This window comes from Vibrio chagasii, from assembly GCF_002954585.1.
Taxonomy (GTDB): Bacteria; Pseudomonadota; Gammaproteobacteria; order Enterobacterales; family Vibrionaceae; genus Vibrio; species Vibrio chagasii_A.
The window spans coordinates 1,443,643-1,467,847 of the sequence record NZ_MSCI01000001.1 but is presented as its reverse complement, the minus strand read 5'-3'; the positions used below and the strand labels follow the sequence as shown (position 1 = coordinate 1,467,847).

The following is a 24,205-nucleotide window of genomic DNA, read 5'->3' as shown; positions in this document are numbered from 1 at the left end:
AAAGCTTTCCCAACATTAAGGACTCAACACTTGCACTCTATGCCTAAACTCTACTTTGTCGATGATGAACCCGCGATTCGTGACTCGGTAGAACAAGCCATGCTCATTGAAGGTATCGATATAGTCTGCTTTCCGAATGCCATCGAGGCTCTCAAGCAGATTAACATCACGCAAGCAGGCATTGTGATCACCGATATTCACATGCCAGTGATGGATGGCATTCAATTTACACAGAAGCTGTTGAGTCAAAATCCGAATTTTCAAATCATTGTTCTTACTGGTCACGGTGACGTGCAAACCGCCGTTTCTGCGATGAAGTCCGGCGCTTATGATTTTCTTGAGAAACCGTTTGTTGTTGATGCGCTATTAACGGCAGTCAAAAAAGCAGCCGATAAACTCGCTTTGGTTGAGGAAAACAATCTACTCAGAAAAGAGCTTGCGATGCAAAATCAAGTGGGCCCAAAGCTGATTGGCCAGTCTCAATCAATGCAGGCATTACGCCGCGAATTGATCACCTTAGATTGCAAACAGAGCCCACTGTTACTGTTTGTTGGCGACATAGGCACAGGCAAACGAATTACCGCGCAGTACACTCACGATTTACACAGCCATCCCACCGCTGAACTTTGTCCGATTGCTGCGTTTAATTTGCCAGGCAATGACGAAGCGACATTTCACCAATTTGTCTTACAGCTCTTTCACAAACATCAAGGCGGAACACTCTACATCCATGAAACAGAAGCATTAACTTCTGATCAATGGCAGTGGTTGGCGGCTTTAAAACCGATTCTGCTTCGAGAAAACTCATGTAAGAAAAATGCAACTTGTATCATTGTCGCAACTACAGTGGTTCCTACTACAATTACAAGTGAGCTGCGCCGATTTGACTTACTGCCTTTGGCGCAACGAACAGAGGATATTGGCTCTTTGTTCAAACACTTTGCTAGAGGTGCAGCAAGTCGTTACCAGTTGCCACCACCAGTGATCACAGAGAAAGAGATTCAACGCTTGATAGCCACTCACTGGAGCGAAAATATTCGCCAGCTTCGTCAACATGCCGAGCTACGCGTGCTAACTCAGGTGAAGCAACCAGCACTCGACAATCAAGAGTCAGATAAAGCAGACAATCCAGAACAAGTGGATGACAGTTCGCTAGACGTGAAGATTGAAGAACAACAACTGTCATTAAGCCAACGTACCGACAGCTTTGAGCAAATCCTCTTAATAGAAGCACTACATCGCCATCAGGGGCGCTTAAAAGACGTACAACAAGAGCTGCAAGTGTCGAGGAAAACCCTCTATGACAAGCTAAGAAAGCATCAACTCGACAAAACAGATTTCAAAAACAAATAAGAGTTAAAAGATATATAAATTCAAATATTTAAAGGAGCAATTTCTTAACATTTATCAAAAGTAAGAATACACTCAATAGGCTTGCACTTTTATTCAGCAAACAAGGACTGTTATGAGCCAGAAGAATTTCAGCAAATTGAACGAAACCGAACTTGAGTACGTCGACGATAAGACCGCGGCACTACTGCTCAATACGCCGACCAGTGCGCGTATCATGTTGTGGATGATCGTTCTGTTCTTTATTGCTGCTATTGGGTGGTCCGCTTGGGCAGAGATTGACAAAGTCACCGTTGGCCAAGGCAAAGTGATCCCCTCTTCGCAGATCCAAGTTGTGCAAAACCTTGAAGGTGGCTTAGTTAAAGAGATCTTGGTTAAAGAGGGTCAACAGGTTCAAAAAGGCCAACAACTGCTATTGATCGATGACACTCGATTCCGCTCTGACTTCCGTGAACGTGAACAGCAAGTTGCCAACTTAACCGCCAGCGTATTGATGCTTTCCGCATCGTTAACCAGCGTCGTAATCAACGAGGACTTTAACGAAAAAGAGTGGAAGAAAAGTGTCACTCTTGATTATGGAAAACTCGCTTTCCCACCTAAGTTCTACGAGGTTCAGCCTGAACTGGTTAATCGTCAAAAAGCAGAATACCGCCAAGATTTAAACAATCTTAAAAACCAACTTTCCGTTTTTGATCAACAAGTTGAACAAAAACAACAAGATCTTGTTGAAATCAAAGCACGTGTGCGAAACCTAAAACAGAGCTACCAGTTCGCTCGCCAAGAATTGGACATCACGAAACCGCTTGCCGACGAAGGCGTGGTACCAAGAATTGAATTACTTAAGCTGCAACGACAAGTCAACGACACTCGCCGAGAAATGACCTCAAGCGAGCTTAAAATCCCTCTACTACGCTCAGCAATCAAAGAAGCCATGCTCAGCCGTATCGACGCGGCTCTTAACTTCCGTTCGGAACAACAAGAAAAACTCAACCAAGCACAAGATAAACTCTCTGCACTGACCGAATCTGCGGTTGGCTTGGAAGACAGAGTAAACCGCACAGTCGTCGTTTCTCCAGTAACCGGCACCGTTAAAACGTTAGGTATCAATACTGTGGGTGGCGTAATCCAGCCAGGTATGGACATCGTTGAGATTGTACCAACCGAAGACTCCTTGCTCGTTGAAGCAAAAATTGCCCCGCAAGACATCGCATTCCTACGCCCAGAACTGACCGCCATTGTTAAGTTTAGTGCTTATGATTTCACTAAATATGGTGGCTTAGAAGGCGTGTTAGAGCACATCAGCGCCGACACCACACAAGATGAAGAAGGCAACAGCTTTTACATCGTACGTGTACGTACCGAGAAACATAATTTTGGACAAAACGAAGAGCTGCCAATCATCCCTGGTATGACAGCCTCTGTCGATATCATCACAGGTAAAAGAACCGTACTTGAGTACATGTTGAAACCTATCCTCAGTGCTCAAAATAACGCATTGAAAGAGTAAGGACGTTTGATGGTTAACAACGCCTTTCAATACATAGTGAACCAACAAGAGCTGAGGCTATGAAGTCTCGAATATCGCTGTTATTGCTCGCCCTCACCTCTTTTACTTCTGTCGCTCTCAATAAGAACGACCAAAGATGGATCGATGCTGTCACGCAAACCTACGGTGAAAGAGCCGGAAAGCGCGTGGCAACTTGGCGTTCAAATATGACGTCGTACGATGGTTTAAGCGAGAAAGAGAAGCTAACGTCAGTTAACCAGTTCTTCAATCAGATGTACTTTGTCGACGACAGCATCCTGTGGGGAAAAAACGACTACTGGGCGACCCCGCTGGAGTTTCTAGGCAGTAACGCAGGTGACTGTGAAGACTTCACCATTGCGAAATACTTCTCTCTGCTTGAGCTAGGCGTTCCAGATAAGAAATTGCGATTAGTGTACGTAAAGGCACTGGAGCTAAACCAATTCCACATGGTATTGGCTTACTACTCCACACCGAGTGCAGAGCCACTAATTTTGGACAACTTAAACCCTGAAATAAAGCGCGGTTCTAAGCGCCCTGACCTACGACCAATTTACAGTTTCAATGGTAAAAACCTTTGGTTAATCAAGTCAGCAGCAGGCAGCGGCAAGCTAGCAGGGAAATCTTCAAGATTGAGCTTATGGAACGACTTACGTTCCCGTGAGCGCTCTCTAAAACTAAACAAACCCATTATCAATTACGATGAGTAGGTACAATGACTTTATATAAACAGCTTGTGGTCGGGATGGTTGCGGTGTTCATATTACTGATGACGTCAGTCTTTATGATCGAATTCAATACTACCCGTGGATACTTAGAGGAACAGCAACGCTCTGAGGTAAGTAATACCATTAATACTGTTGGACTGGCTCTTGCCCCATACCTTGAAGAAAAGGACAAGGTATCGGTAGAGTCTGTTATCAACGCCCTGTTTGATGGCAGTTCTTACTCGGTCGTACGATTAATTTTTCTCGACAGCGGTGAAGACATCATCCGTTCATACCCAGTAAAACCCTCGGGCGTGCCCCATTGGTTTACCAATCTCAACCTATTTGAACCCGTTCATGATCGCCGAGTGATCACCAGTGGTTGGATGCAGCTTGCAGAGGTAGAGATCGTCAGTCATCCAGGCCCTGCCTATGATCAATTGTGGCAAGCCTTCACTCGCTTACTCAGCATCTTCGGTGTGATCTTCTTACTCGGCTTGGTCTCGATTTCATGGATCCTTAAGCGAGCACTACGCCCACTATCGATGATCATTACCAAAATGGATCAGATCGCTAAGAACCAATTCGGTGAGCCATTAAAACGCCCTAAAACAAAAGATCTGATCTTGGTGGTTGATGGCATCAATCACATGTCGACTCAAGTTGAACAAGCCTTTAAAAACCAAGCGAAAGAAGCTCAGAAGCTACGTGAAAGAGCGTACATTGATCCGGTTTCTCAGCTGGGTAATCGCGCTTACTACATGTCGCAATTAAATCAGTGGTTGGAAGAATCAAGTTTAGGTGGCCTTGCTGTACTGAAAGCGGAATTTATCAGTGAAGAGTATGACGAGAAAGGTTACCAAGAGGGTGACACGTTAGTTCATCAATTGGCAGAGCAACTGCAAGCTTCTATCTCATCACCAGACATCACCATCGCGCGTATTTCTAGTGACGAGTTTGGTTTCATTATGCCAAACATTGATGAAAGCGAGCTTAAACTGGTCGCTGGCAGCATCGTTAACTGTATTCAAAGCCTAGGTTCAGATCCAACAGGCATGGCAAACCCACACATTGCATTGGGTGTAACGTACAGCAACAAACGTAAAACCAGCACTGAAATCATGTCATTGGTCGATAACGCGCTCTCTAGTGCTAAAGCGAATCGTGAACTTGCTTACGGCTACGTCACTGCTGACGACCATGGCGCAGTAATGGGTAAACAACAATGGCGTATGTTGGTTGAAGAGGCGATCATCAATGACCTAGTCACATTCCGCCTGCAAGCTGCAAACAATGCGTTTGGCAAAACCTATCACCAAGAGGTGTTCTCTGCGATAGAGAAGGATGGCATTCGTTACGGTGCTAACCAGTACCTATACGCACTAGAGCAGCTTGAAATGAGCCACATTCTCGACCAATACGTTATCGAGAAGATGATTGAGAAGCTAACAGCACAAGAGGTGACAAGCCCAATCGCAATCAATATCTCACCAAGCAGTATTTCTCAACCAAGCTTTATCCGTTGGATTGGTAAAACGCTTGAGCAAAACGCTTCAGTTGCTCACCTGCTGCACTTTGAGATCCCAGAAAACTGTTTCATCAACGTTCCGCACTACACGGCACTATTGTGTAACACCATTCGTAATGCTGAAGCGATGTTTGGTGTCGATAACTACGGACGTAACTTCCAATCACTGGACTACATCAACGAGTACCGTCCTAGCTACGTGAAACTGGATTACCTGTTCACGCATAACTTGGACGATGAGAAGCAGAAATTCACGCTCACGTCGATTTCACGAACGGCTCATAACCTTGGTGTCACCACCATCGCATCTCGAATCGAAACTCAGACTCAGTTAGATATCTTGTCTGATAACTACGTAGAAGTGTTCCAAGGCTTCATTGTTGATAAATAGTTGTAAGGGTTATATCGCATGCAAGATCCACTATTGAACTCATTGATCTACGTTAGCCGATATTACGGGTTAGCGAACTCGCCTGAGGCGTTGGTCAATGGGTTACCACTATCAGACGGAAAGCTAACTCCTTTCCTGTTCCCACGTTCTGCCGAACGTGCGGGGCTAGTGGCAAAAGAAAACCGTTCCGACTTAGATAGCATCCCACACCTCATTTTGCCGGCGGTATTATTGCTAAAACAGGGCGAAGCTTGTGTGCTCAACAGCATCGACCTTGAAAAGCAAGAAGCTGAAATCATCACAGCAGAGAGTGGAATGGTGCCAATCATCATTCCTGTTGCTGAACTCAAAGAGCAGTTCATTGGCCGCTACTTCTTAGTTAAAAAGCAGTTCCGCTATGACGAGCGCTCACCAGAAGTTCTGAAAACACGCAAAGGTCACTGGTTTTGGAGCACTATTTGGGAATCGAAAAACATCTATCGTGATGTGTTAATTGCATCGATTCTTATCAACATTTTTGCGATTGCCGCGCCGATGTTTACGCGTTTGGTGTACGACAAAGTGGTACCCAACCTTGCATTTGAAACCTTGTGGGTATTAGCAAGCGGTATCTTCGTAGTCTTCCTGTTCGATCTGCTCTTAAAGTTGATGCGTAGCTACTTCATCGACGTTGCGGGGAAAAAATCCGATATCCTGATTTCCTCCAAATTGTTCAGCAAGGTACTTGGCATTCGTATGGAAGCAAAACCAGCTTCAGTTGGTGCCTTCGCGAAGAACTTGCAAGAGTTTGAGTCCATTCGAGAATTCTTCACCTCAGCTACGATTGGTTCTCTGATCGACTTGCCTTTCGCGCTTATGTTCCTCGCCTTAATCTGGTTGATGGCGGGTAACTTAGTGTTTGTTCCTGTCGCGGGCGTTGTGATTCTGATCATCTACGCGCTGCTGATTCAAGGTCCATTGCGTCGCACCATTGAAGAAGGTTCACGTCTAGCCTCTCAGAAGTACGCAAACTTGATTGAGAGTTTGGCGGGCCTAGAAACCGTTAAGCTATTTAGCGCACAGAGCCAGTTCCAATTCCGTTGGGAAGAAGCCGTTGCTCATATGGCAAACTGGAACATTAAAAGCCGCCGCATTACCGACAGCATCCAAAACACCGCAGGCTTTGTTCAACAAAGTACCAATGTAGGGATGATCATTTTTGGTGTGTATCTAATTGCGGAAGGCGAACTGACGATGGGTGGTTTGATCGCTGCAACCATGTTGAGTGGCCGTGCGATTGGTCCTCTCGTTCAATTGTCGCTGCTTTCTACACGTTACAACCAAGCCAAATCTTCAATGACGCTGATTGAACAAGTGATGTCGATGCCTGACGAGCAAGAAGAAGGTAAGCGTTACATTCACCGACCAATCATCCAAGGTCATATTGCGCTGGATAAAGTGACGTTCCACTATCCTGATTCGCCCGTCGCTTCAGTGCGAGATCTCAGCCTGACCATAGCACCCGGCGAGAAGGTGGCGATCATCGGTCGTATTGGTTCAGGTAAAACAACCCTAGAACGCCTTATTATGGGCCTCTACAAGCCCACAGAAGGCCATGTACGTATTGATGATACCGATATGGAGCAACTTCACCATGTCGACGTACGACGCAATATAGGCTGTGTACCGCAAGACAGTAACCTATTCTATGGCTCAGTCAGAGATAACATTACTCTAGGCCGTCCTTTGGTGGACGATCGTGATGTGATGGATGCTGCGAACCGTGCCGGTGTGACAGCCTTTACTCAACAAGATCCTGCTGGCCTAGAACGTCAAGTAGGTGAAGGTGGTGGTTTGCTTTCAGGTGGTCAACGTCAGTCAATTGCGATTGCCAGAGCTTTCTTAGGCCGTCCACCAGTATTGCTAATGGATGAGCCAACCAGTGCGATGGATAACCGTTCAGAAATGCATATCAAGCACCAGCTTAGCCAACTGTTACCAAGTGAAACGCTGATCCTTATCACTCACAAAACCTCGATGTTAGATGTTGTAGACCGAGTCATCGTGATGGAGAAAGGCAGCATAATTGCTGATGGTCCGAAAGCGAAGGTTCTGTCCGATCTTAAACAAGGCCGTGTAAGAGCAGTTAGCTAAAGCCTGTCATCAACACAATTACCAAAGGGGGGAGCGAATGCTCCCCCCCTTTTTTATTCCCTTAAACCGTGACAAAAGGGGAACAAAGTAACTGAACATTTTCTTATTTTCTCAAAGTTAAGTTGAGTAAAATACCAGGCTATCCATTAACAAAGGGCTCTTGGTGTCTAATCTCAACCTGCTTAGGTATTATCAGCGAATCGCACCCATTGGTGTCGGCAGCGAAATGAAAACCACAGTACAGGAAGTGGCTGATTTACTGTGTACTTCACCTCGACATGCCCGCAACCTGTTATCACAAATGCAAGAGCTAACGTGGTTAACCTGGCAACCGAAAGCCGGTCGAAACCAACGTTCATCGCTACTGTTAAATATCGAATTAGGCGCACTCAAAGAGAGACTTGCTCTAGAGCGAATCCAACAAGGCAAGTATGAGAAAGCTTTGGCTATTCTTGATGAGGACGAAGCAACGTTTGGTCGCCTGCTGAAAACCACCTCAGGAGCTTCTGTTCAGGAAGGCCGTGTCAGTATCCAACTCACATACAAACGCATGTTCGAGCGCATTGTGCCACACCAATTACACCGCTGTAGCGAGCGCTTCTTCTTGCGTCAGGTGTATTGCTGCTTGGTCTCCAGCCATGACAATGGTGTTATCAAACCAGAACTCGCTCACCACTGGCGTTATGACGAAGCAAGCTATCAATGGACATTCCACCTTCGTCCAGGACTTACGTTCCACAACGACGAACCAATAAACGCTGATACCATTGTGAGCCTGTTTGCTAAACTCAGTGCCCTTCCCTATTATCAAAAAGAACTCGCGCACGTCAGCGACATCAGCGCACCGCATCCATTGAAAGTGGTATTTACACTAAGTAAACCGGACCAAGGGTTTGCAGGGCTTGTCTCTGGTGTCAAATACGGTATTCAACCAGCAAACCAAGTTAATGTCGCAAACAACAATGCTGTGATTGGCAGTGGTCCATTTACAGTGCTCGAACACGACAAAAATAAGCTTAAACTGCAAGCGTTCGATGGCTACTATTCGTGTCGCGTGTTAGTCGACTTAGTTACGATTTGGAGCGTCAACGACGAGAAAATGGAGAATCCGTCGCTATCCAGTAATGCACCAATCCAAGTATCTGAAACGACAAGCGGTATTGAAGTGTCAATACAAGCAACCAATGCTACTCAAGCGAGTCAACACAGTCGAACTGAAGATGGCTGTTTGTTCGCGTTATTCAACCACCATGCAAAGCATCCGTTAACACGTGCCCAACGCTGTTACATTACGGAATTGATTCAACCGCAGCGACTACTCGAAGTATTCCAGAAAAAGAAGGTCCATTACGGCAGTGTCGTAGCCAACAACTTATTACCGGTTTGGAACCCCGTTTTACGCCCGTTTGGTGAATTCAGCGCGCTACCAAAAACCATTACCATTGCGGGATACAACTACACAGCTCTGCGTCGATGTGCTCAGGCTATTTCTTCTGTACTTGCCGAGCACAATTGTGTGGTTGAAATGGTGATGTATTCCTATCGAGAGTTGAGTGAGAAAGCGAACAACGGCACACTCGATGAAACACTGATCTTAACCAATATCAATTTAGACGATAACCGTCATGCTTCAGCGTTTTCTAATTTCTACTGTAACAACGTGCTGTACCACACCTTAGGGGAGGCAAATGCAAGTTGGTTTGATCAGCAATTGGAAAACCTAAGAGCGAGCAACCCGCTTGAAGATTACCTAACGGCGTTAGAGCCGATCGCTTCAACCTTGGTCAGTGAATACTGGATTGCCCCAATGTTTCATCACACTCAAACATTAAGATTTCAAGGTGTCTTAGAAGATGTCGCACTGACCAACTGGGGATGGCCAGACATTCGCTCGGTGTGGTCTTCTGATTAAAGAGAGGTTGCGATGAGGATGTTTTTGGTAGAGGCGCCGCATACTGGCGCCATTTATAGTGAAATGTCTTCTTGTTCCATCTTAAAGGAACATTGAATCTCGTATTGATTGAAGGAAAATACGCTTCCCCCATGGGTGCGCTTAGTTGTCACGGTTTCATCACCAAACTGCACGGTGACTCGTGTATAAACCTTTTCATGTGCTTCGACTGTACATTCTGCTAGGTTTGTTTCAAATTCCGCTTCAAGAGTATCAAGCTTTTGTTTAGTGCTTTCTATAGCGTGATTGTTCTTCTCCCGTTGCTGCTCTATTTGTAACGCATGTTCTTCAAGTCGTTCGGCTTTAGGTAATTTCTTAAACTCAATCTCTTGGCGAATTACATCCAGCGTCTGTTCTTGCGCGTATCTATAAATTTCCTTAAGTTCAGCAATCTTCTGTCGGTAACCATCATAGCGTGCAAAACCATGAACCTTAGTTGCAGTATCTCCTTCAACGCCTAAGAAAACGCACTCCACCTTGCCACCCACTTTCGCTTCACCGCCACTGAGTGTGCCGTGCTTCTTGAGTGAGTCCATCACAATAAGGTTGTTACCACAGCGTATTTCGTTACTCATGCTGTGCACGCCAAAACGTATATCGCCCGCCGTCTGTAATTCAGCGTTTTGAGCATAGCTTGCCGTGATAGACCCTTTGCTAAATACCTTACAGCTTTTCGGTTCTCCCTCTTTGGTCGTATGTCCGATGATTCCTTTCGCGACTTTGATATCGCCTTGCGCCTGAACTTCAGCCGATTCAATAAAGCCGCCGACGGTAATACTCCCTGTGGCTTTCACAACCATTCCTGGTTCAATGTTGCCAGAGACAAACACATTACCTTTAAACTTTACGTGTCCAGTAGAGACATCGACATTGCTAACACACAATGCGTCATCCACTTCGATGGTTCGATCTTTAATGATGGGTAAGCCAGGATGGGAAGCGAGCAATAGATTGGGGTCATCAGGAGAAATGTACGTGCCTTTACCAGGCTTGATTAAGCTGTCTTGTCCGGGGATTGGCGGGATAACTCGACCTAGAACCGTAAAGCCAGCGACGCCTTTAGTCGCGGGAGTACGCTTCATCAATTGGTCATTCAATCCAACGGTGATGGTTTCTCCCAAATCCCGCATATCAATCTTGCCTTCGTCTTTACTTCGGGGCTTTAGAACTTGGCGCGTAATGTCTTCCACAAGCGCTGCAAACTTAGCGTCTTTCCCCCTGATCGGCTGAGTGCCTTTAGCGACAGGCTGAGTAAACTTTTCTCCCGGCCTAAGCTTACTACTCATCATTAATACTTTTCTGAGGGCTAACTTATTAATCCCTTTAGTGATGTGAGCTTGGGCTAGACAATGAATGATGTCACTACCGCGCAGAGGATTTCCGTTGTATGGACCAGTAACAACAAGACTCGCTAACATCTCATCATCGGATAGTTGCACCTCTGCACTGGCGTCACGAACTTCAGCAATCAAAATACCTTCGTAAGCTTCTCCTTTGCCTTCTTTAGCAAGAGAGACAAAACGCAGCACTTCTTCTTCAAAAAGAAAATAGCTTGATGCGTCTATGGCTTCCAAGGCTGGTGGCAGTGTCTTGTTATCAAAGCTTGCATCAACCACAAACCCTGACGGCAGACATGCCATCACTTGTTGCTTATCTTCCGACAGTGTAACGATGTTATCCCACATTCGAATTGAGTATCCCTAATGACTCAGTTTTTATTCAGTCTATATAAATCAATCTGAGCTTAGAATCGTCACATTATAATAATCAGCGTCACATCACTTACTTTCGTGGCTGCAAAGATGACTCATAAATAAGACGTACTCATTTTATGATGTGTCTCACCTTTACAAAGGCAAAGCGACAATTCTCACACGGTTTAATTTGAAGTTTCATTGTCTAATGATGTGGTGACTTATCTGAGTTAAATAGGAAATTGAGGTAGTGGCATCGAAATGAGGCTGAAGGCTTGGGATTAAGGAACAGTTTACAGTGTAAATTCAACATTCTAATTTACACTGTAAATCACATTTGAAATTGGCTGTCGCTATTTACACTGTAAATTCACCAATAAGGCTTCTACATCTTTTCGGAATTGAGCCTCAGCTTGCTTGCGTCCAATAAAGTTAAATTGTTCAACACAGCTCCCCCACCCTTTCTGTTGAACAACTTTGGCAAGCAACAAATCAGAAACAGAAGAGTGAACGACATTCGTAGAATCGAGAACTGTTTTCTGAGCTAGGCGGGCATTACTAATAAGCACCAACTTCAACACACTGTAGCCAATGCTGTCGTAACTATTCCCTCCATCAACATAGTTCTTGATAAGTTGGACTTCGAGTTCGCAGATCGATTCAGAATAAGTTGGCAGCAATGCTCGCACCATATCGACTTCAAGAGATGCCAGAGAACCCGCAACAACAAAACAAAAACTACGCTCAAAATGATTCAGAAGCTGGCTGATCCAACTTTCTGAATTTACTTTAAGAGGTTTAACCATTAGGACAGAGTGACAGCCACTTGCCTGATCACGCTGGTGGCCAATATGTACTGGTGCGAAATCATTGTTACGCCAGAATGCAATCAAATCACTTGTCGCTCCAAAACTCGTCGCTAAGTAGTCGGCTTGTTCAATATGCAGTGACAACTTGTCCAGCATCCAACTGCCAATACCAAGACCTTGGTGACGTGTTGAAACCGCGATACGCATGACTCTGATACAGCGGCTCGTTGCCGCTTGTGCTGCGCCAAGTTGATTAGCTAACAACACTGGAGCCAGATGGCCTTGTGGTCTGCGTTTTCCAATTTGAATCTGGGAAATCAATTCACTGTCTAACCCCCCCTCTTGCGTGACCAACATACACCCCAAACACTCTTCTTGTTGCCAAACCGCGTACAACTGAATCGCAGGGTTATTTAGAAATTGCATCAAGTCATTTGGGGATGTTTGATAATGAGCATCGACCAATAGCGAAAAACATTGTTGAAGCATGCTCGGGTTAGTTAAACAATCTTGCTTGGATACCTCGACCAATCTTAGTGAGCTGAGTTTCTCACTAGAAAGTAGCTCTACGTCGTGCTCTGCGGCATCATTTGATGAGGCGGCACCAAGTAAGAAACAATCAAATAACCAAGCTTCAAGCGGATCGTGATTATTCCAACGGATAGGTTGTTCAAGTTTGTATCCTTTCCAGCCCGGACGATGCTTAGAAAGCCATGCTTCGAATTTGATTCCAAAACCTCGGCCGCTGCCTTCATAGCCATGCACCGTGGTTGAAAAAACCATACGGTGATAATTGTCGACCATAGATTTCAACATTGGGATAGGAATCGCAGCCGCTTCATCAACCAATAATAAATCGCACTCGGGCTTTGATTTTAGTAGTTCGTCTGGCGCAACAAATCTAAGGCTGCCACCTTGATAGCAAACATGAGTGGCATTCACTACTTCACAACCATTGAGCCGTTGCTTCGCATGTGAAAAAACAGGCTCAATGGCTTTAACAGATGGAGCTGTCACAATAATGTTGAATCCAGGACGTTCAGTCAAAAGCTGCGCTGCTGCAATACCTAACGTCGAACTTTTACCACGGCCTCTATCAGCCGTTAAAATCAAAGGACGCTTTCGATGACCAAACACCACTTTTTTGACTAACTCAATGGCGACATTCTGCTGCGCAAATCGATCTAGATGTTTGGGATCGTTATTCTTTTGTGGAAGCAAATCAAAGCTGTGCTCCAATCCTGAAGCTTCATCACCTTGAGACACGGAAATAAGCTTTTCGAAATGCGTATGTAACCAACGTTGGCCAAACACTAAACCTTCGGTATTTTCGATATCAGGCGGTAACACCAACAACAGTCCGCCACCGACCAAGGCACCGAGTGCTGCACTAAAGCCATTCGCATCAAACTGCTCTCTAAAATCACAAACAAGCACTTGGCATTCGCGACCAAGAAGTTGCTGACCTTTCTTTGCAGGGGCATGTATAACGCCGCCAAATGGAGTCCCACCAATTTGGAAAACGGTTTGTGTGTTGTTCTCTTTGAAGTAACTAGAGATAGCAGAGTTTTGCCATGTCGCATCGCCATTAAACACCACGCCGTAACGGTGATCATTATGTTGGGCGATATCAGAAAGTGTATGCAGAAATGTGTTGATTGGGCTTGTCATAATTTGTGTCCAGATTCATCTAAACACAGTTTATCACAGCCAAATAAAAAGCCGCATAAAGCGGCTTTAGAGAAGTTTTGGAAAGTAATCGACTTAGTCGAGTTTCGATTGCACGAACGCTAGGATTTCTTGCATCGTTGCATCATCAACTTTCTTAAGGTTTAACGCTAGGTTTGAACCCTTACGGCTGTATGATGCGCGGCCTTTGATAAGCTCGACTTTTGGAGATGCCTTTTTCGCAGGTGCAGGAGCCAGTTCAAGAATCCAACCTTCTAGTGTTTCCGTTACGTCTTTAGTTAGACGAGTCACACCTTGTGCTTCACTGCGCTGCCATACAAAACCTTCAGACGCATCACACTTAGTGAGTAATGTTTGCTGCTGGTCTTCAGTCAGGCCACTGAACTGTTTATGCAGTTTAACAATCGTTGGACGACCAAGGTCGCTCACATTTGGGTAAGCTTGAAGTAGTTCAAGTGGTAAAGCAGCTGCTTTCAAAGCACCACTCACTAGCGCTTCGCTGCACTGGAACATTTTTGCTAACGCTTTTTGGTCTTCAGCTTCGCCTTTATCAAGCTTGGCTTGCATCTCTTTACCCTTCTCGTACAGAGAAAGCGGCTTATGAGCGTTGGCTACATCAGATAAAAACTTAGCGTGTTCGCCGTTAATGTTTTCAGCAACATAGATTAGGAACTCTTTGTCAGCCAAAATACATGACATACGACGACGGCTACCATCAAGAACTTCAATCTTACCGTCTTTGTTTTTACGACCTACTGCCGGGTATTGCTGGCCGCGTTCTTTCAATGTTGTAAGAACATCAGAAAGAGCATGTTCGTTTAGGAAAGATTGCTCACGAGCATTCTCTTCAAAAACAACGGTGCGAGTTGCTACTTCAGAAGCAGGAATTCGAACCAATTCAAATGAAACTAAATCTTCGCCAGCAACAGAAAGCTCGATCACTTGAGCCTGTTCTTTAGCTGCAGTTTGCGCTTCTTGAGGCGTAGCAACACGACGTTTGTTCGCCTTACCAAATAGCTTTGCATTTAAGTCAGATGTTTTAATTGCCATTCTTGTTATCCCTGATTAAGTGAAGGCCAGTTGCTATGTAATACTCGCTCTAATTCTAGAGCACTTTTTTGTACCGCGTCTTGAGCGACAGCCAGAGTCTTCTTACCGCCTTCAAAATCACTCACTGTAAGGTCGAAAACCGTGCTGTAAGTATCTGCACAAGTCTCGAATGCGCGGCTTCTTGGAATCGTTGCCATCATTACTTGGTCATTCAACAGGTAGTTCATTTCAGTCAGTACTGATACTTGTTTCTTGTTATCGTCTTCAAACATGGTTGGCATCAGACGAACAAACTCAAGCCCTTTCCAATCGTCCGGGAACATTTCGTACACGGTTGGTAAGTGTTGGAAGAAGTTAACCGTTGAAGCCCAATCCAAACGCTTCGCCGCACATGGAATCAAAAGTGCGTTAGACGCGTACATTGCATTCCATACCAGCGGGTCTACGTGCGGGCCGGTATCAATCATAATCACGTCAAAATCATCCGCGATTTTATCGATAAGCTTCTCTTTTAAAAGACGTACAATATCTAAAGACTGATCTTGAGAAAGGCTTTGCCACGCTTCAGCGTTGAACATTGCATCTTCTGGGAAAGCTGAAATAGTCTTTAGGTTTGGATATTGTGTTGGCAACAGTACATTTTTACGCAGAAACTCTTGGTCAACTTCTTGGCCTTCTGGCACGTTGTCCAACATGATATCAACAGCAGAATAAATGCTATCGTGCTCAGTACCACTAATTTGTGGGTTTAGGAATAAGCGCAGAGAGCCTTGTGGATCTAAGTCAATCAGACAGATACGGTAACGTTTATCAAGATTCAAAGATAAACATGCCGCTAAATGAACCGCTGTCATTGATTTCCCCGTACCACCCTTTTGGTTCTGTACGTTGATAATCCATGGCTTATTCCCCGCATGCTGTTTACGTTGGTGGAATTTTGGCACTTCAGCCGCGTCCATCAGCATGTGAGCTTCGGTCAATGAAATTGAGTAATGGTTAGCATTATTCTTCGTAAACTGGTGGCCTTCCGCCTCAAGCTTAGTGATAGCTTCATCCAATTTACGACGAGTTAAGCCAGAACGAGTCTCCATCATAGCCTTAGACATAGGCGGAAAATGCTCATCACTTCGCTCTTCCAAAATAATCTCAATTCGGTCAGCCTGAACTTGTTGAGTTTGTTCGGCTAGCTGATAGAGCTTATCAATCGTTTGTTCTCTTTTCATTGCCAGTTTCCGTAATGATTAACTACGTACAAATTGTACAGCGATCACCAATAAAAACAACAAAAACATGAACATGCATTTATGAGTAAAATCACATAAAATAGACTGAATTTTTACAGTTTGATGAAATAGTATTTAAAATGAATACAAATTTGACCTCTTTCTTAGTGCATAACTAGCCTAATTTCCCGCTAGATTTGAAATGTTACAGTATCACTTATTTACAATGTAAATGCTAAAATGACCGAAAACGCCGGAACGATTGAAATACAACCATAGATTACGGTCTATGTGATTTTCATTCTAAATTACAGGCGAACCACACAAAAAATAGCAATACATGAAAATTGAAACTTCGATTTAAGAAAATCGATTCGATACTGAACCATTTCAAAGCAATGGGCACCATTGAATACTGAACAAACCAAATCACACCGGAAGAATGATCATGGTGTAAATGACGAATTCTATAATTGATAAACTGATATTATGAAGCATGATCAAGGTTCATCGTCGCCAATATTGATCCGAATGAATGTCAGTTCAAAATGATCAACTTCCGGAAAAATGATCAAGTAGATATCGTTCCGGAAGCATATTTTTTTGGACCTAACTTACGGACAAATGCTTTTGGAATGGGGATTCAAGGCTTATTGGGCCTCATTGCTAGGAAATTCAATCGACACAAGATGGGAATACAGAAACATGACAATTTCATGATCATGCTTCCTACCTTTGGTTAGGTGTATTTTTAAAATGAGAGGCAACCTGTGATACATCAATATTGAATGGATTTTGTACGAAATAGGGCAGGAACAATGAAAATCACGACTTACTTGATCATTGTTCCGATAAATTGGTCGTCAAAAATATCCACACTGTCAGCAAATAAGCGCTTCGAAGCAAAGTAGACAAAGATCGGCTGTGGATAAGCTGTATAACCATAATGATCATGCTTTCGAATCAATAATGATCATGCTTACAATGACTTAATGATCATCGTTCTGACTCTCTGTGATCATGCTTTCTTCTGTTTTATGATCATCGTTTCGAGTAGCTTATGATCATGCTTTCCAAGCGTGTTTTATTTAACACTTTAAATTCAGTAACTTAAAGGCAAACTTATAGCCAGATCATTAGATCACTTAATCATTTAAGATCATATTAATCAAAAAGATCAGTTATTTAAAAGCCAATAAATTCTCTTTATTTATGATCATTCTTTCTTTATCATTCAGGAACTATAGTGAAATTACGGTTAGTGTGATACGGATCAAAAATGAAACCAGAAGAGAAATTGTTAATTAAGGCACGAAGCCACAAAGATGGTCATTTATTTGAGGTATCTGAAACAGCCGTTGAATGGATAGAACAATATCAACACTTCAAAGGTGTCACTAAAAGCATAGTTGAGCTTCTTAACCTAATTTCACTTCGTGGATTTAGCAGCAAAGATGGATACGTTTCAACGACCGAGATTATTGAATCAACCGATGGTCAAGTTACCCGCGCAGCTTTGCAACAAAGATTGAGAGCGGCGGTAAATATAGGTCTTTTCAAGCAAATCCCTGTTCGCTTTGAAGAAGGCCTAGCAGGAAAAACCATGCTGCATCGTTTTGTTAACCCTAACCAGTTAATATCGGTATTGGGTGCCACCAGCTTGGTGACAGAAAGTGTCAAACAAAATGAAAAGCAGAAGCGTTCTAAAGCCCTAGCTCAAACTAAAGTAAACAAACGCCTGCTGAATGAACACGGACTCAATACTCCCCCAACAATGAAAGATGAAGCAGACCAGTTCATTGTGTCTCCTACAAACTGGGCGGGGATTATTGATCAAGCGTTAGCGCCACCACGAACGCGTAAGAGTTACCAAAAATCAATGGTTTCGATCTCAGGTACTCGCGCAGTGATCGAGACAAGATCATCGAAAAATATCATGACGGTTGATGATCTCATGACGCTATTTGCGTTATTTACACTCACCGTTCAATATCATGATCACCACCAAGATGATTACCATCTTGATGCAAAGCACACACCGAACAAAACACCACTCTACATCACCGATATTTTGTCGCTTCGAGGCAAAAAAGACAGCGGTCCTGCACGTGACTCAATCCGTGACAGTATTGATCGTATCGAGTTTACAGATTTTCAATTGCATGAGCTTACTGGTCGTTGGCTTAGCGAGAACATGCCAGAAGGCTTTAAGAGTGATCGTTTCCGATTCTTAGCGAGAACTATTACTGCATCGGAAGAGGCGCCTACAGAGGGCTCTGACGGCGAAATTCGCATTAAACCGAACCTATACATCCTTGTTTGGGAGCCATCGTTCTACGAAGAGCTGCTGACACGTGATTATTTCTTCTTGTTCCCGCCAGAGATCCTGAAGCAACATACCTTGGTTTTCCAATTGTATTCTTACTTCAGAAGTCGTATGGCACGTCGTCATTCTGATTGCATGCTGTTAAGCGAACTTAATCAGAAGTTGGCTCGCAACATCGATTGGCGTCGATTCTCAATGGATTTGATCCGTGAATTGAGAAAACTTGGCGAAGCTGGAGATCAAGAAGATACCTTCCTGGTTAACCTGTGGGGTTACCATTTGACGATCACCGCTTTGATCGAGAAAGGGAAAACTACAGACTATCAAGTTGATATTAAATGTAACGTTGAAGAAGTATTGCGTTACTCGAGAGCCCGTACCACCAATGCAGGTAAACGTAATATGGCACCAACGCTGCCAAACCCGCTCCGCAACGAGATGGTATCGAAGCAGAAGCTGGAAGAGCTGTCTGAAATTATCGATGGTGAGTTCGAACCAATCCAACGCAAGGCACCATCACCAAGAGGTAAATTAGGGCGTCGTGTTAAGCAGCGTAAGCACTCTGTTGAGATCAATGCAGACGAGATCATGATAACACTCTCTAAATATACCTCTGCAGAGGCTCTAGAACGCAGTATAACGGCTTTATCTGCTATGACAGGGCATTCACACGCCTCAATCAAAGAAGAGTGCTCAGAGCTTATTGAGAAGCTTGATTGGTTGAGAGTAGGGGATGAGATCATTCCTTACGAAACGCTAAGTAAGTTAATTGAGCTGTACAACGACCGCGATAGTAACAGCAACCGCCACCTTTCTATTGAACGTCTTATCTCTGGCTTAGCGGTTCGCCGCAAAGTGTGTAAGCAAGTTCACGAAGGGCATTTGGATGAGAATGTGTTCTTAGCGTTAGATGAGATGGCGATTGGCCACTAATTCTGGGCCTGTTTTCAGGCCTGTGAATGGAAATTTGAAACATCATTTGGTGTTGATAAGAACCGAACCTAACGCTGACAAAGTGATGACAAAGTAGCGCACCCGGTTGATTATTATTTATCCCGAATAGACAACCTTTTGTCCTTTCTTATGATTAATAGATTGGCTCATATTTTGTTACATCATACTGAATAGATTTTTGCGAGTTCCCCAAGGGACTCGCTTTTTTTTGTCTAAAATTCGACTCGCCATTAAAAATCAATAGTTTAATGTGTTTCCTTCCGAAGCATGATCAAGGTTAGATCATGCTTTCATGGATCTGGCTCATTGTCAGGAATGGAAGCTTCTTAGGGGCGACTGTGGATCAAGTGAGTAGCGATCAGTGAATCTGATGTTTTACATTACCTTGATCATCGTTTCGGGAATGGCTCGCCATGAAGCGGACGTGCGACTCGATCAACTTCTCTGATTCCGCTTGCCAGCGTGGCTCTTGTTGCTGATTGGCAAACTCAAGAGCCAGCACACACAGATGCTGAACTCGCTGAGTACACCACTCTTGCAAGTCTGGCTCTGCTTCGGGGTCACAAGACACCGCTTGCAGCTTGCCGTAAGCAAACATTAGGTATTGGTAAGCCTTTTCTTGATGGTGTGCATTTTCGTTCGGCTGTCGATAGAAGGTAAAGATTCTCAGGCAGCCATCTAACCAACATGCGATGCCTTTGCTTTGTTCATCCGTGATCAATGGCCCCCAGAGTGCATCTGGAGGCGTTAAGATCAAAGGTTCTAACCGTTCCACTTGATCATGCTTTCGGGCTTTGTACCAATCTCCGATCCGCTCTAACCAAGTGTCTAGTTCATTCATGCAACATTATCCCATTGTTTTACATAGTGATTATCAGCAACTTGCTTAACGTTATGCTGTATTTCACTGCTTTGTTCTCGAATACGCTCCGCGTCTATTGAATAGTTTGGTTCATTTTTAACGAGTTCGCCAAATGGCAGATCAGGATCTGGCACCGCAGAGATCAATAGCTTGGTGTATGGGTGTTGAGGATTGGTCAAGATCGACTGAGTGGATCCCCATTCGACGATCTGTCCTTTGTACATAACTGCTGTTTCTTCTGCGATGTAATGTGCGGTCGCGAGATCATGGGTTATGTACAAAAAGCCAATCCCGAGTTCTTTCTTCATTCGTTGCATTAGGTTGAGCACGCCAAGTCGAATTGAAACATCCAGCATGGAGGTGGGTTCGTCGGCAAGAATAACCTCAGCGCCAACAGCCAGTGCTCTTGCTAGGTTAACCCTTTGTCTTTGGCCTCCACTGAGCTCGTGAGGGTACTTAGCCAGTGTTTCAATGGGTAACTCCACCAGCGTTAATAACTCTTCCAGACGCTCTGCTAGCGCTTTTTTATTGGCGACTTGCTTATGAATCTTGAGAGGGCGCGTTAAATGGTGCTCTATAGTATGTGTCGGATTCAACGACCCAAACGGGTCTTGGAACACCATTTGCACTCTGCTGCGGTAGTCCAAGATGTCTTTGCGGCTGTTGAGGGTAGAGATGTCTTTGCCATTGAACAGGATCTCGCCTTCTGTCGGTGGGTAAACCTTGGTCATTAGCCTCGCGCAGGTACTTTTTCCGCAGCCTGATTCGCCAACGAGAGCTAACGTTCTTCCTGCGTATAAGTCAAAACTCACGCCATGCAGGGCTCTAAATATCTCCTCTTTGCCAAATCCGCCACCAACGGTGAACTCTTTAACGAGGTTTTTTACTTGCATAATTGGTTGTGACATTTAGGCTCCTAGCACGCTGTGGCGTGAGCATGTTCGTGAATATTAGGGAATGAACTCCACAGCTTTTGGGTGTAGGAGTGCTGAGGGTTATTACGAATTTCGTAGGCTTGATTGACTTCAACTATCTTGCCATGACGCATAATGGCAATGCGGTCACACAGCTGGCTCATCAGGGCCAAATCGTGGGTGATAAAGAGGATTGAGAAGCCGAACTCTTCTCTGAGTTGGTGTATCTGTTGCAATATTTCTCGCTGAACGACCACATCCAATGCCGTGGTTGGCTCATCCATGATGATCAGTTTGGGATTGAGCGCGAGAGCAATTGCAATCACTAATCGTTGACGCATACCGCCACTAAATTGGTGAGGATATTCGGTTAGGCGATGGCGTGGAATATTCACTAAGTCGAGCAGCTTTTCTGCGCGATCTTTGGCTTGTTCATCACTCATCCCTTTGTGGTGGCGTAGCACATCGGCAAACTGTTCTTCAATGGTTAACACAGGGTTAAGTGAGTTCATTGCACTCTGGAACACCATAGCGATCTCACTCCAGCGTAATGTATTAAGCTGACTGTCAGATAGCCTCAGTAGGTCTTGCCCATCAAAAAGTATTTGACCGCCAGAGATGAATGCGGGTGGCTTGTGAAGTTGGTTAATGGCAAATGCGATGGTGCTTTTGCCACAGCCTGACTCGCCAGCCAGGCCAAAGATTTCTCCTTGTCCTATGCTAAAGCTGACGGACTTTACCGCGTTGAAGTCTCCGTCATCGGTGATGTAATCGACACATAGGTTCTTCACTTCGAGAAGAGGTGTATCTGGATTTTCCATAGACATGATAGATACTCAGTTATGATATTGATAACTATTATCATTAACATGTGTTGGATTTAGTGAAAGCGATCAGCACAAAAACAATGAAGTGCCTCGAAATTTATCTTGGGGTATTTCAGGAATTTTCAGTGGGAAATGCGAAAACTAAGGGAGGAAAGTGAGAGTTGGATCAACCCCCATTTCTTATGGGGAATTTTTTAAATGTAATTGCAGAAAATGGCTTTGGCAAAGTTTAAATAAGCCATTTATTAATTAGCTTTATGAAGCGTCGGAATCATCACATTTCAGTGCAGAATTTCTTAACAAGCGAAATAGCATTTGCTAAAGATTACCTGTCCATTACATGGTGCTTTTCGGAGGAAAACATGTCCATTAATTCTATCAACCATGATGAAATGACAAACATTGCAAACAAGTGGGATGCTGAAGAAGAAGTATCTTTCAAACCAGAAAAGAAAATGAAGTCCGCTGAAGCTCGTCGTCGTATCGAGGCGCTAAGAGAAATTAGAGAAAGCGGTTTGAGTCTGGAAGAAGCGAGGGAGCTGGGTCTTATTCACTAATATCCCCGATTGCATGCAATAGGGTGGCTCAGTGCCACCCTTTGATTTATAAGCACTTTACTCATTTCTCACTCGATTTCCATCTGCAATTTTACCTTCTAGGCTCAAAGCTCACTCACACAAATTTTCTCGGCAGTTTCTACTTTTCGTTTAAAAACAGGCTGACGGCATACTCTTGAACTAAGTTGTTTGACAGCAATATGTGACGCCACTAATTTTAAAGGCAAAGCAAAAATATGCGATGTCGTTGGTAGGGAGAAGGCTATGTCGAATTCAGTGGCTCAAGCTGAAGAAGTGTTGTTTTATGAACCAGAAGATCCGAATGGATACCTTTCAAATTTTGCCGCTTGCCCGATCAAGGTGGATGGGCAAGTGTGGGCAACCAGTGAGCACTATTATCAGGCAATGAAGTTTTCTTCACCGTCGCTAAGAAATAGGATTCTTAAAGCCTGCACACCTGCTGAAGCATTCTCGTTAAGCCGACAATACGAAGAGCAGGTTCGAGAGGACTGGTACGATATTCGTGTAGAGGTGATGCGATTCATTGTGACCGAGAAATTCACACAGAACCCGCAGTTTGCTTTGTTTTTAACGAGCACGGGCGATTCGGTGATCAAAGAGCACTCTCATAAAGACCATTTTTGGGGAGATGGGGGAGATGGAACCGGTGAGAATCACTTAGGGAAAATTTTGATGGCAGTGCGCCAACAACTTCGTAGTCAGCAACTGCATTTGATCACATCACATTAAGTACACATTAAAAAGGTCGCTCTGGTTAGCTTGTACGCTAAAAACAGAGCGGCCTTTTGTATTTCTGTAGTTCCGGTATCCGAAGTCGCTAGAGTGCGCTAACGAGTCATAGAGTGACGTTAGAACTATAAGTAACTTTGGACGATGTCGTCGAGTTGTCCATCGTCTTTCATTTGGTCTAAACGTTGGTTAATAAAAGTCTCGAGCTTGGGATCCATTTCTGGGTCGAAAGCCAAATGAATTGGGTAGTTATTGATGACTGAACCGAAGTCCTGCATTTGGTAATCATCGATATTGAGTTTCTGATCGTTTAGGTTGTATTTGATTCGTGATTCCATTTCTACAAATACGGTATCACCAGGTGCACGGTTAATAACGCGGAATGCAGCCGTATAATCTTTTACTCGGATCTCATTGAGCTTGCCTTGCTTGATGTAAGGCTCTAAGTTTGGATATTCAAATCCCACCAGCAACACCACTGCCTTACCATCTAAATCGTCAATGGTATTGAACTCGAACGGCTTTTTACCGCTACTCAGCAATACGTGTTTTACATTGTAAATTGGCTCTTCAGATAGGTTGACTGATTGGATGTTCCCCCAGCTAGGGCTGCCGTAGGTAACCCAATTTGGGTTCTCTCTCGCATCTAGCTTGTCAATCATTCGATTAAAAGGGTAAGTGTGGTAGTTAATCTCGTACTGGCTATCGTCAAACACGGCTTCAACAATATCAGAAACGATTCCTCTGTGGGATGACCCGTCAGTTTCGATCTGAAAAGGTTGCGCTTGGCTCGCAATAATGTAGTAGTGAAGAGGCTCGCTTGAGAAAGCATAACTGCTTGAAAACAAACTGACTATGGATGCAACGATAAGATGTTTTTTCATAACCTTCCCTAGTTATTTGATGAATGACTACTACTATACTAGTTGAGTAATTGTAGTTTACTAAGATAACAACATTGGTAA

17 protein-coding genes are annotated in these 24,205 nt (G+C 44.2%); 9 read left to right on the top strand and 8 right to left on the bottom strand.

Features of this window, described 5'->3' with window-relative positions:
* Positions 1-39 precede the first annotated feature (39 nt).
* The 6 genes from BTO10_RS06825 (at position 40) to BTO10_RS06800 (ending at position 9,546) form a co-directional block, all read left to right on the top strand.
* Positions 40-1,353, top strand: coding sequence for a sigma-54-dependent transcriptional regulator (locus BTO10_RS06825; protein WP_105024041.1), 1,314 nt, complete (start codon positions 40-42; stop codon positions 1,351-1,353).
* A gap of 112 nt (positions 1,354-1,465) precedes the next feature.
* A complete protein-coding gene (locus BTO10_RS06820) occupies positions 1,466-2,857 on the top strand; it encodes an HlyD family type I secretion periplasmic adaptor subunit (protein WP_004736909.1) in 1,392 nt (463 codons plus the stop codon).
* A 59-nt stretch (positions 2,858-2,916) separates the two neighbouring features.
* Positions 2,917-3,585: a transglutaminase-like cysteine peptidase gene (locus BTO10_RS06815; protein WP_105024040.1), complete on the top strand. Its 669-nt coding sequence runs from the start codon at positions 2,917-2,919 to the stop codon at positions 3,583-3,585.
* 5 nt (positions 3,586-3,590) lie between these two features.
* On the top strand, positions 3,591-5,501 hold the full coding sequence (locus BTO10_RS06810; protein WP_004736911.1) for a bifunctional diguanylate cyclase/phosphodiesterase: 1,911 nt from the start codon (positions 3,591-3,593) through the stop codon (positions 5,499-5,501).
* A gap of 18 nt (positions 5,502-5,519) precedes the next feature.
* The gene (locus tag BTO10_RS06805) at positions 5,520-7,634 is read left to right on the top strand and encodes a type I secretion system permease/ATPase (RefSeq protein WP_004736912.1); all 2,115 of its coding nucleotides are present in this window, start codon (positions 5,520-5,522) and stop codon (positions 7,632-7,634) included.
* Between the two features lie 163 nt (positions 7,635-7,797).
* A complete protein-coding gene (locus tag BTO10_RS06800; RefSeq protein ID WP_105024039.1) occupies positions 7,798-9,546 on the top strand; it encodes an SgrR family transcriptional regulator in 1,749 nt (582 codons plus the stop codon).
* Positions 9,547-9,599: 53 nt separating this feature from the next.
* Here the strand turns inward: BTO10_RS06800 and BTO10_RS06795 are convergent, their stop codons facing one another.
* From BTO10_RS06795 to BTO10_RS06780, 4 genes are all read right to left on the bottom strand, one after another.
* Positions 9,600-11,270, bottom strand: coding sequence for a FapA family protein (locus BTO10_RS06795; protein WP_105024038.1), 1,671 nt, complete (start codon positions 11,268-11,270; stop codon positions 9,600-9,602).
* 362 nt (positions 11,271-11,632) lie between these two features.
* Positions 11,633-13,759: a GNAT family N-acetyltransferase gene (locus BTO10_RS06790; RefSeq protein ID WP_105024037.1), complete on the bottom strand. Its 2,127-nt coding sequence runs from the start codon at positions 13,757-13,759 to the stop codon at positions 11,633-11,635.
* Between the two features lie 93 nt (positions 13,760-13,852).
* Complete coding sequence (locus BTO10_RS06785) at positions 13,853-14,827, bottom strand: ParB/RepB/Spo0J family partition protein (RefSeq protein ID WP_008217970.1); 975 nt, start codon at positions 14,825-14,827, stop codon at positions 13,853-13,855.
* Positions 14,828-14,832: 5 nt separating this feature from the next.
* The gene (locus BTO10_RS06780) at positions 14,833-16,050 is read right to left on the bottom strand and encodes a ParA family protein (RefSeq protein ID WP_004736920.1); all 1,218 of its coding nucleotides are present in this window, start codon (positions 16,048-16,050) and stop codon (positions 14,833-14,835) included.
* Positions 16,051-17,329: 1,279 nt separating this feature from the next.
* Between BTO10_RS06780 and BTO10_RS06770 the strand changes: the two genes are divergently transcribed.
* Positions 17,330-19,309, top strand: a complete 1,980-nt coding sequence (locus BTO10_RS06770) for a replication initiator protein RctB domain-containing protein (protein ID WP_004736922.1) — start codon at positions 17,330-17,332, stop codon at positions 19,307-19,309.
* A 379-nt stretch (positions 19,310-19,688) separates the two neighbouring features.
* Here the strand turns inward: BTO10_RS06770 and BTO10_RS06765 are convergent, their stop codons facing one another.
* Genes BTO10_RS06765 through BTO10_RS06755 form a run of 3 tightly spaced genes read right to left on the bottom strand, consistent with a single transcriptional unit; the run spans position 19,689 to position 21,933 of the window.
* A complete protein-coding gene (locus BTO10_RS06765; RefSeq protein ID WP_105024036.1) occupies positions 19,689-20,171 on the bottom strand; it encodes a transcriptional regulator in 483 nt (160 codons plus the stop codon).
* A complete protein-coding gene (locus BTO10_RS06760) occupies positions 20,168-21,100 on the bottom strand; it encodes an ATP-binding cassette domain-containing protein (protein WP_105024035.1) in 933 nt (310 codons plus the stop codon). The genes BTO10_RS06765 and BTO10_RS06760 overlap by 4 nt, the downstream gene beginning before the upstream one ends.
* A gap of 8 nt (positions 21,101-21,108) precedes the next feature.
* A complete protein-coding gene (locus tag BTO10_RS06755) occupies positions 21,109-21,933 on the bottom strand; it encodes an ABC transporter ATP-binding protein (RefSeq protein ID WP_105024034.1) in 825 nt (274 codons plus the stop codon).
* A 362-nt stretch (positions 21,934-22,295) separates the two neighbouring features.
* On the opposite strand from BTO10_RS06755, the gene BTO10_RS06750 reads away from it, so the two are divergent.
* On the top strand, positions 22,296-22,490 hold the full coding sequence (locus BTO10_RS06750) for a PA3496 family putative envelope integrity protein (protein ID WP_004736928.1): 195 nt from the start codon (positions 22,296-22,298) through the stop codon (positions 22,488-22,490).
* 189 nt (positions 22,491-22,679) lie between these two features.
* Complete coding sequence (locus BTO10_RS06745; protein ID WP_105024033.1) at positions 22,680-23,240, top strand: NADAR family protein; 561 nt, start codon at positions 22,680-22,682, stop codon at positions 23,238-23,240.
* A 125-nt stretch (positions 23,241-23,365) separates the two neighbouring features.
* Here the strand turns inward: BTO10_RS06745 and BTO10_RS06740 are convergent, their stop codons facing one another.
* Positions 23,366-24,124, bottom strand: a complete 759-nt coding sequence (locus BTO10_RS06740; protein WP_004736932.1) for a substrate-binding periplasmic protein — start codon at positions 24,122-24,124, stop codon at positions 23,366-23,368.
* Positions 24,125-24,205: the final 81 nt, after the last annotated feature.

Excerpts from the sequence above, each read along its gene's own strand:
- BTO10_RS06810 (WP_004736911.1), top strand. The coding sequence starts at position 3,591 with ATGACTTTATATAAACAGCTTGTGGTCGGGATGGTTGCGGTGTTCATA.
- BTO10_RS06805 (WP_004736912.1), top strand. The coding sequence starts at position 5,520 with ATGCAAGATCCACTATTGAACTCATTGATCTACGTTAGCCGATATTAC.
- BTO10_RS06770 (WP_004736922.1), top strand. The coding sequence starts at position 17,330 with ATGAAACCAGAAGAGAAATTGTTAATTAAGGCACGAAGCCACAAAGAT.
- BTO10_RS06785 (WP_008217970.1), bottom strand. The coding sequence starts at position 14,827 with ATGGCAATTAAAACATCTGACTTAAATGCAAAGCTATTTGGTAAGGCG.
- BTO10_RS06825 (WP_105024041.1), top strand. The coding sequence starts at position 40 with ATGCCTAAACTCTACTTTGTCGATGATGAACCCGCGATTCGTGACTCG.
- BTO10_RS06780 (WP_004736920.1), bottom strand. The coding sequence starts at position 16,050 with ATGAAAAGAGAACAAACGATTGATAAGCTCTATCAGCTAGCCGAACAA.
- BTO10_RS06755 (WP_105024034.1), bottom strand. The coding sequence starts at position 21,933 with ATGTCTATGGAAAATCCAGATACACCTCTTCTCGAAGTGAAGAACCTA.
- BTO10_RS06750 (WP_004736928.1), top strand. The coding sequence starts at position 22,296 with ATGTCCATTAATTCTATCAACCATGATGAAATGACAAACATTGCAAAC.
- BTO10_RS06765 (WP_105024036.1), bottom strand. The coding sequence starts at position 20,171 with ATGAATGAACTAGACACTTGGTTAGAGCGGATCGGAGATTGGTACAAA.
- BTO10_RS06815 (WP_105024040.1), top strand. The coding sequence starts at position 2,917 with ATGAAGTCTCGAATATCGCTGTTATTGCTCGCCCTCACCTCTTTTACT.
- BTO10_RS06740 (WP_004736932.1), bottom strand. The coding sequence starts at position 24,124 with ATGAAAAAACATCTTATCGTTGCATCCATAGTCAGTTTGTTTTCAAGC.
- BTO10_RS06820 (WP_004736909.1), top strand. The coding sequence starts at position 1,466 with ATGAGCCAGAAGAATTTCAGCAAATTGAACGAAACCGAACTTGAGTAC.
- BTO10_RS06760 (WP_105024035.1), bottom strand. The coding sequence starts at position 21,100 with ATGTCACAACCAATTATGCAAGTAAAAAACCTCGTTAAAGAGTTCACC.
- BTO10_RS06790 (WP_105024037.1), bottom strand. The coding sequence starts at position 13,759 with ATGACAAGCCCAATCAACACATTTCTGCATACACTTTCTGATATCGCC.
- BTO10_RS06795 (WP_105024038.1), bottom strand. The coding sequence starts at position 11,270 with ATGTGGGATAACATCGTTACACTGTCGGAAGATAAGCAACAAGTGATG.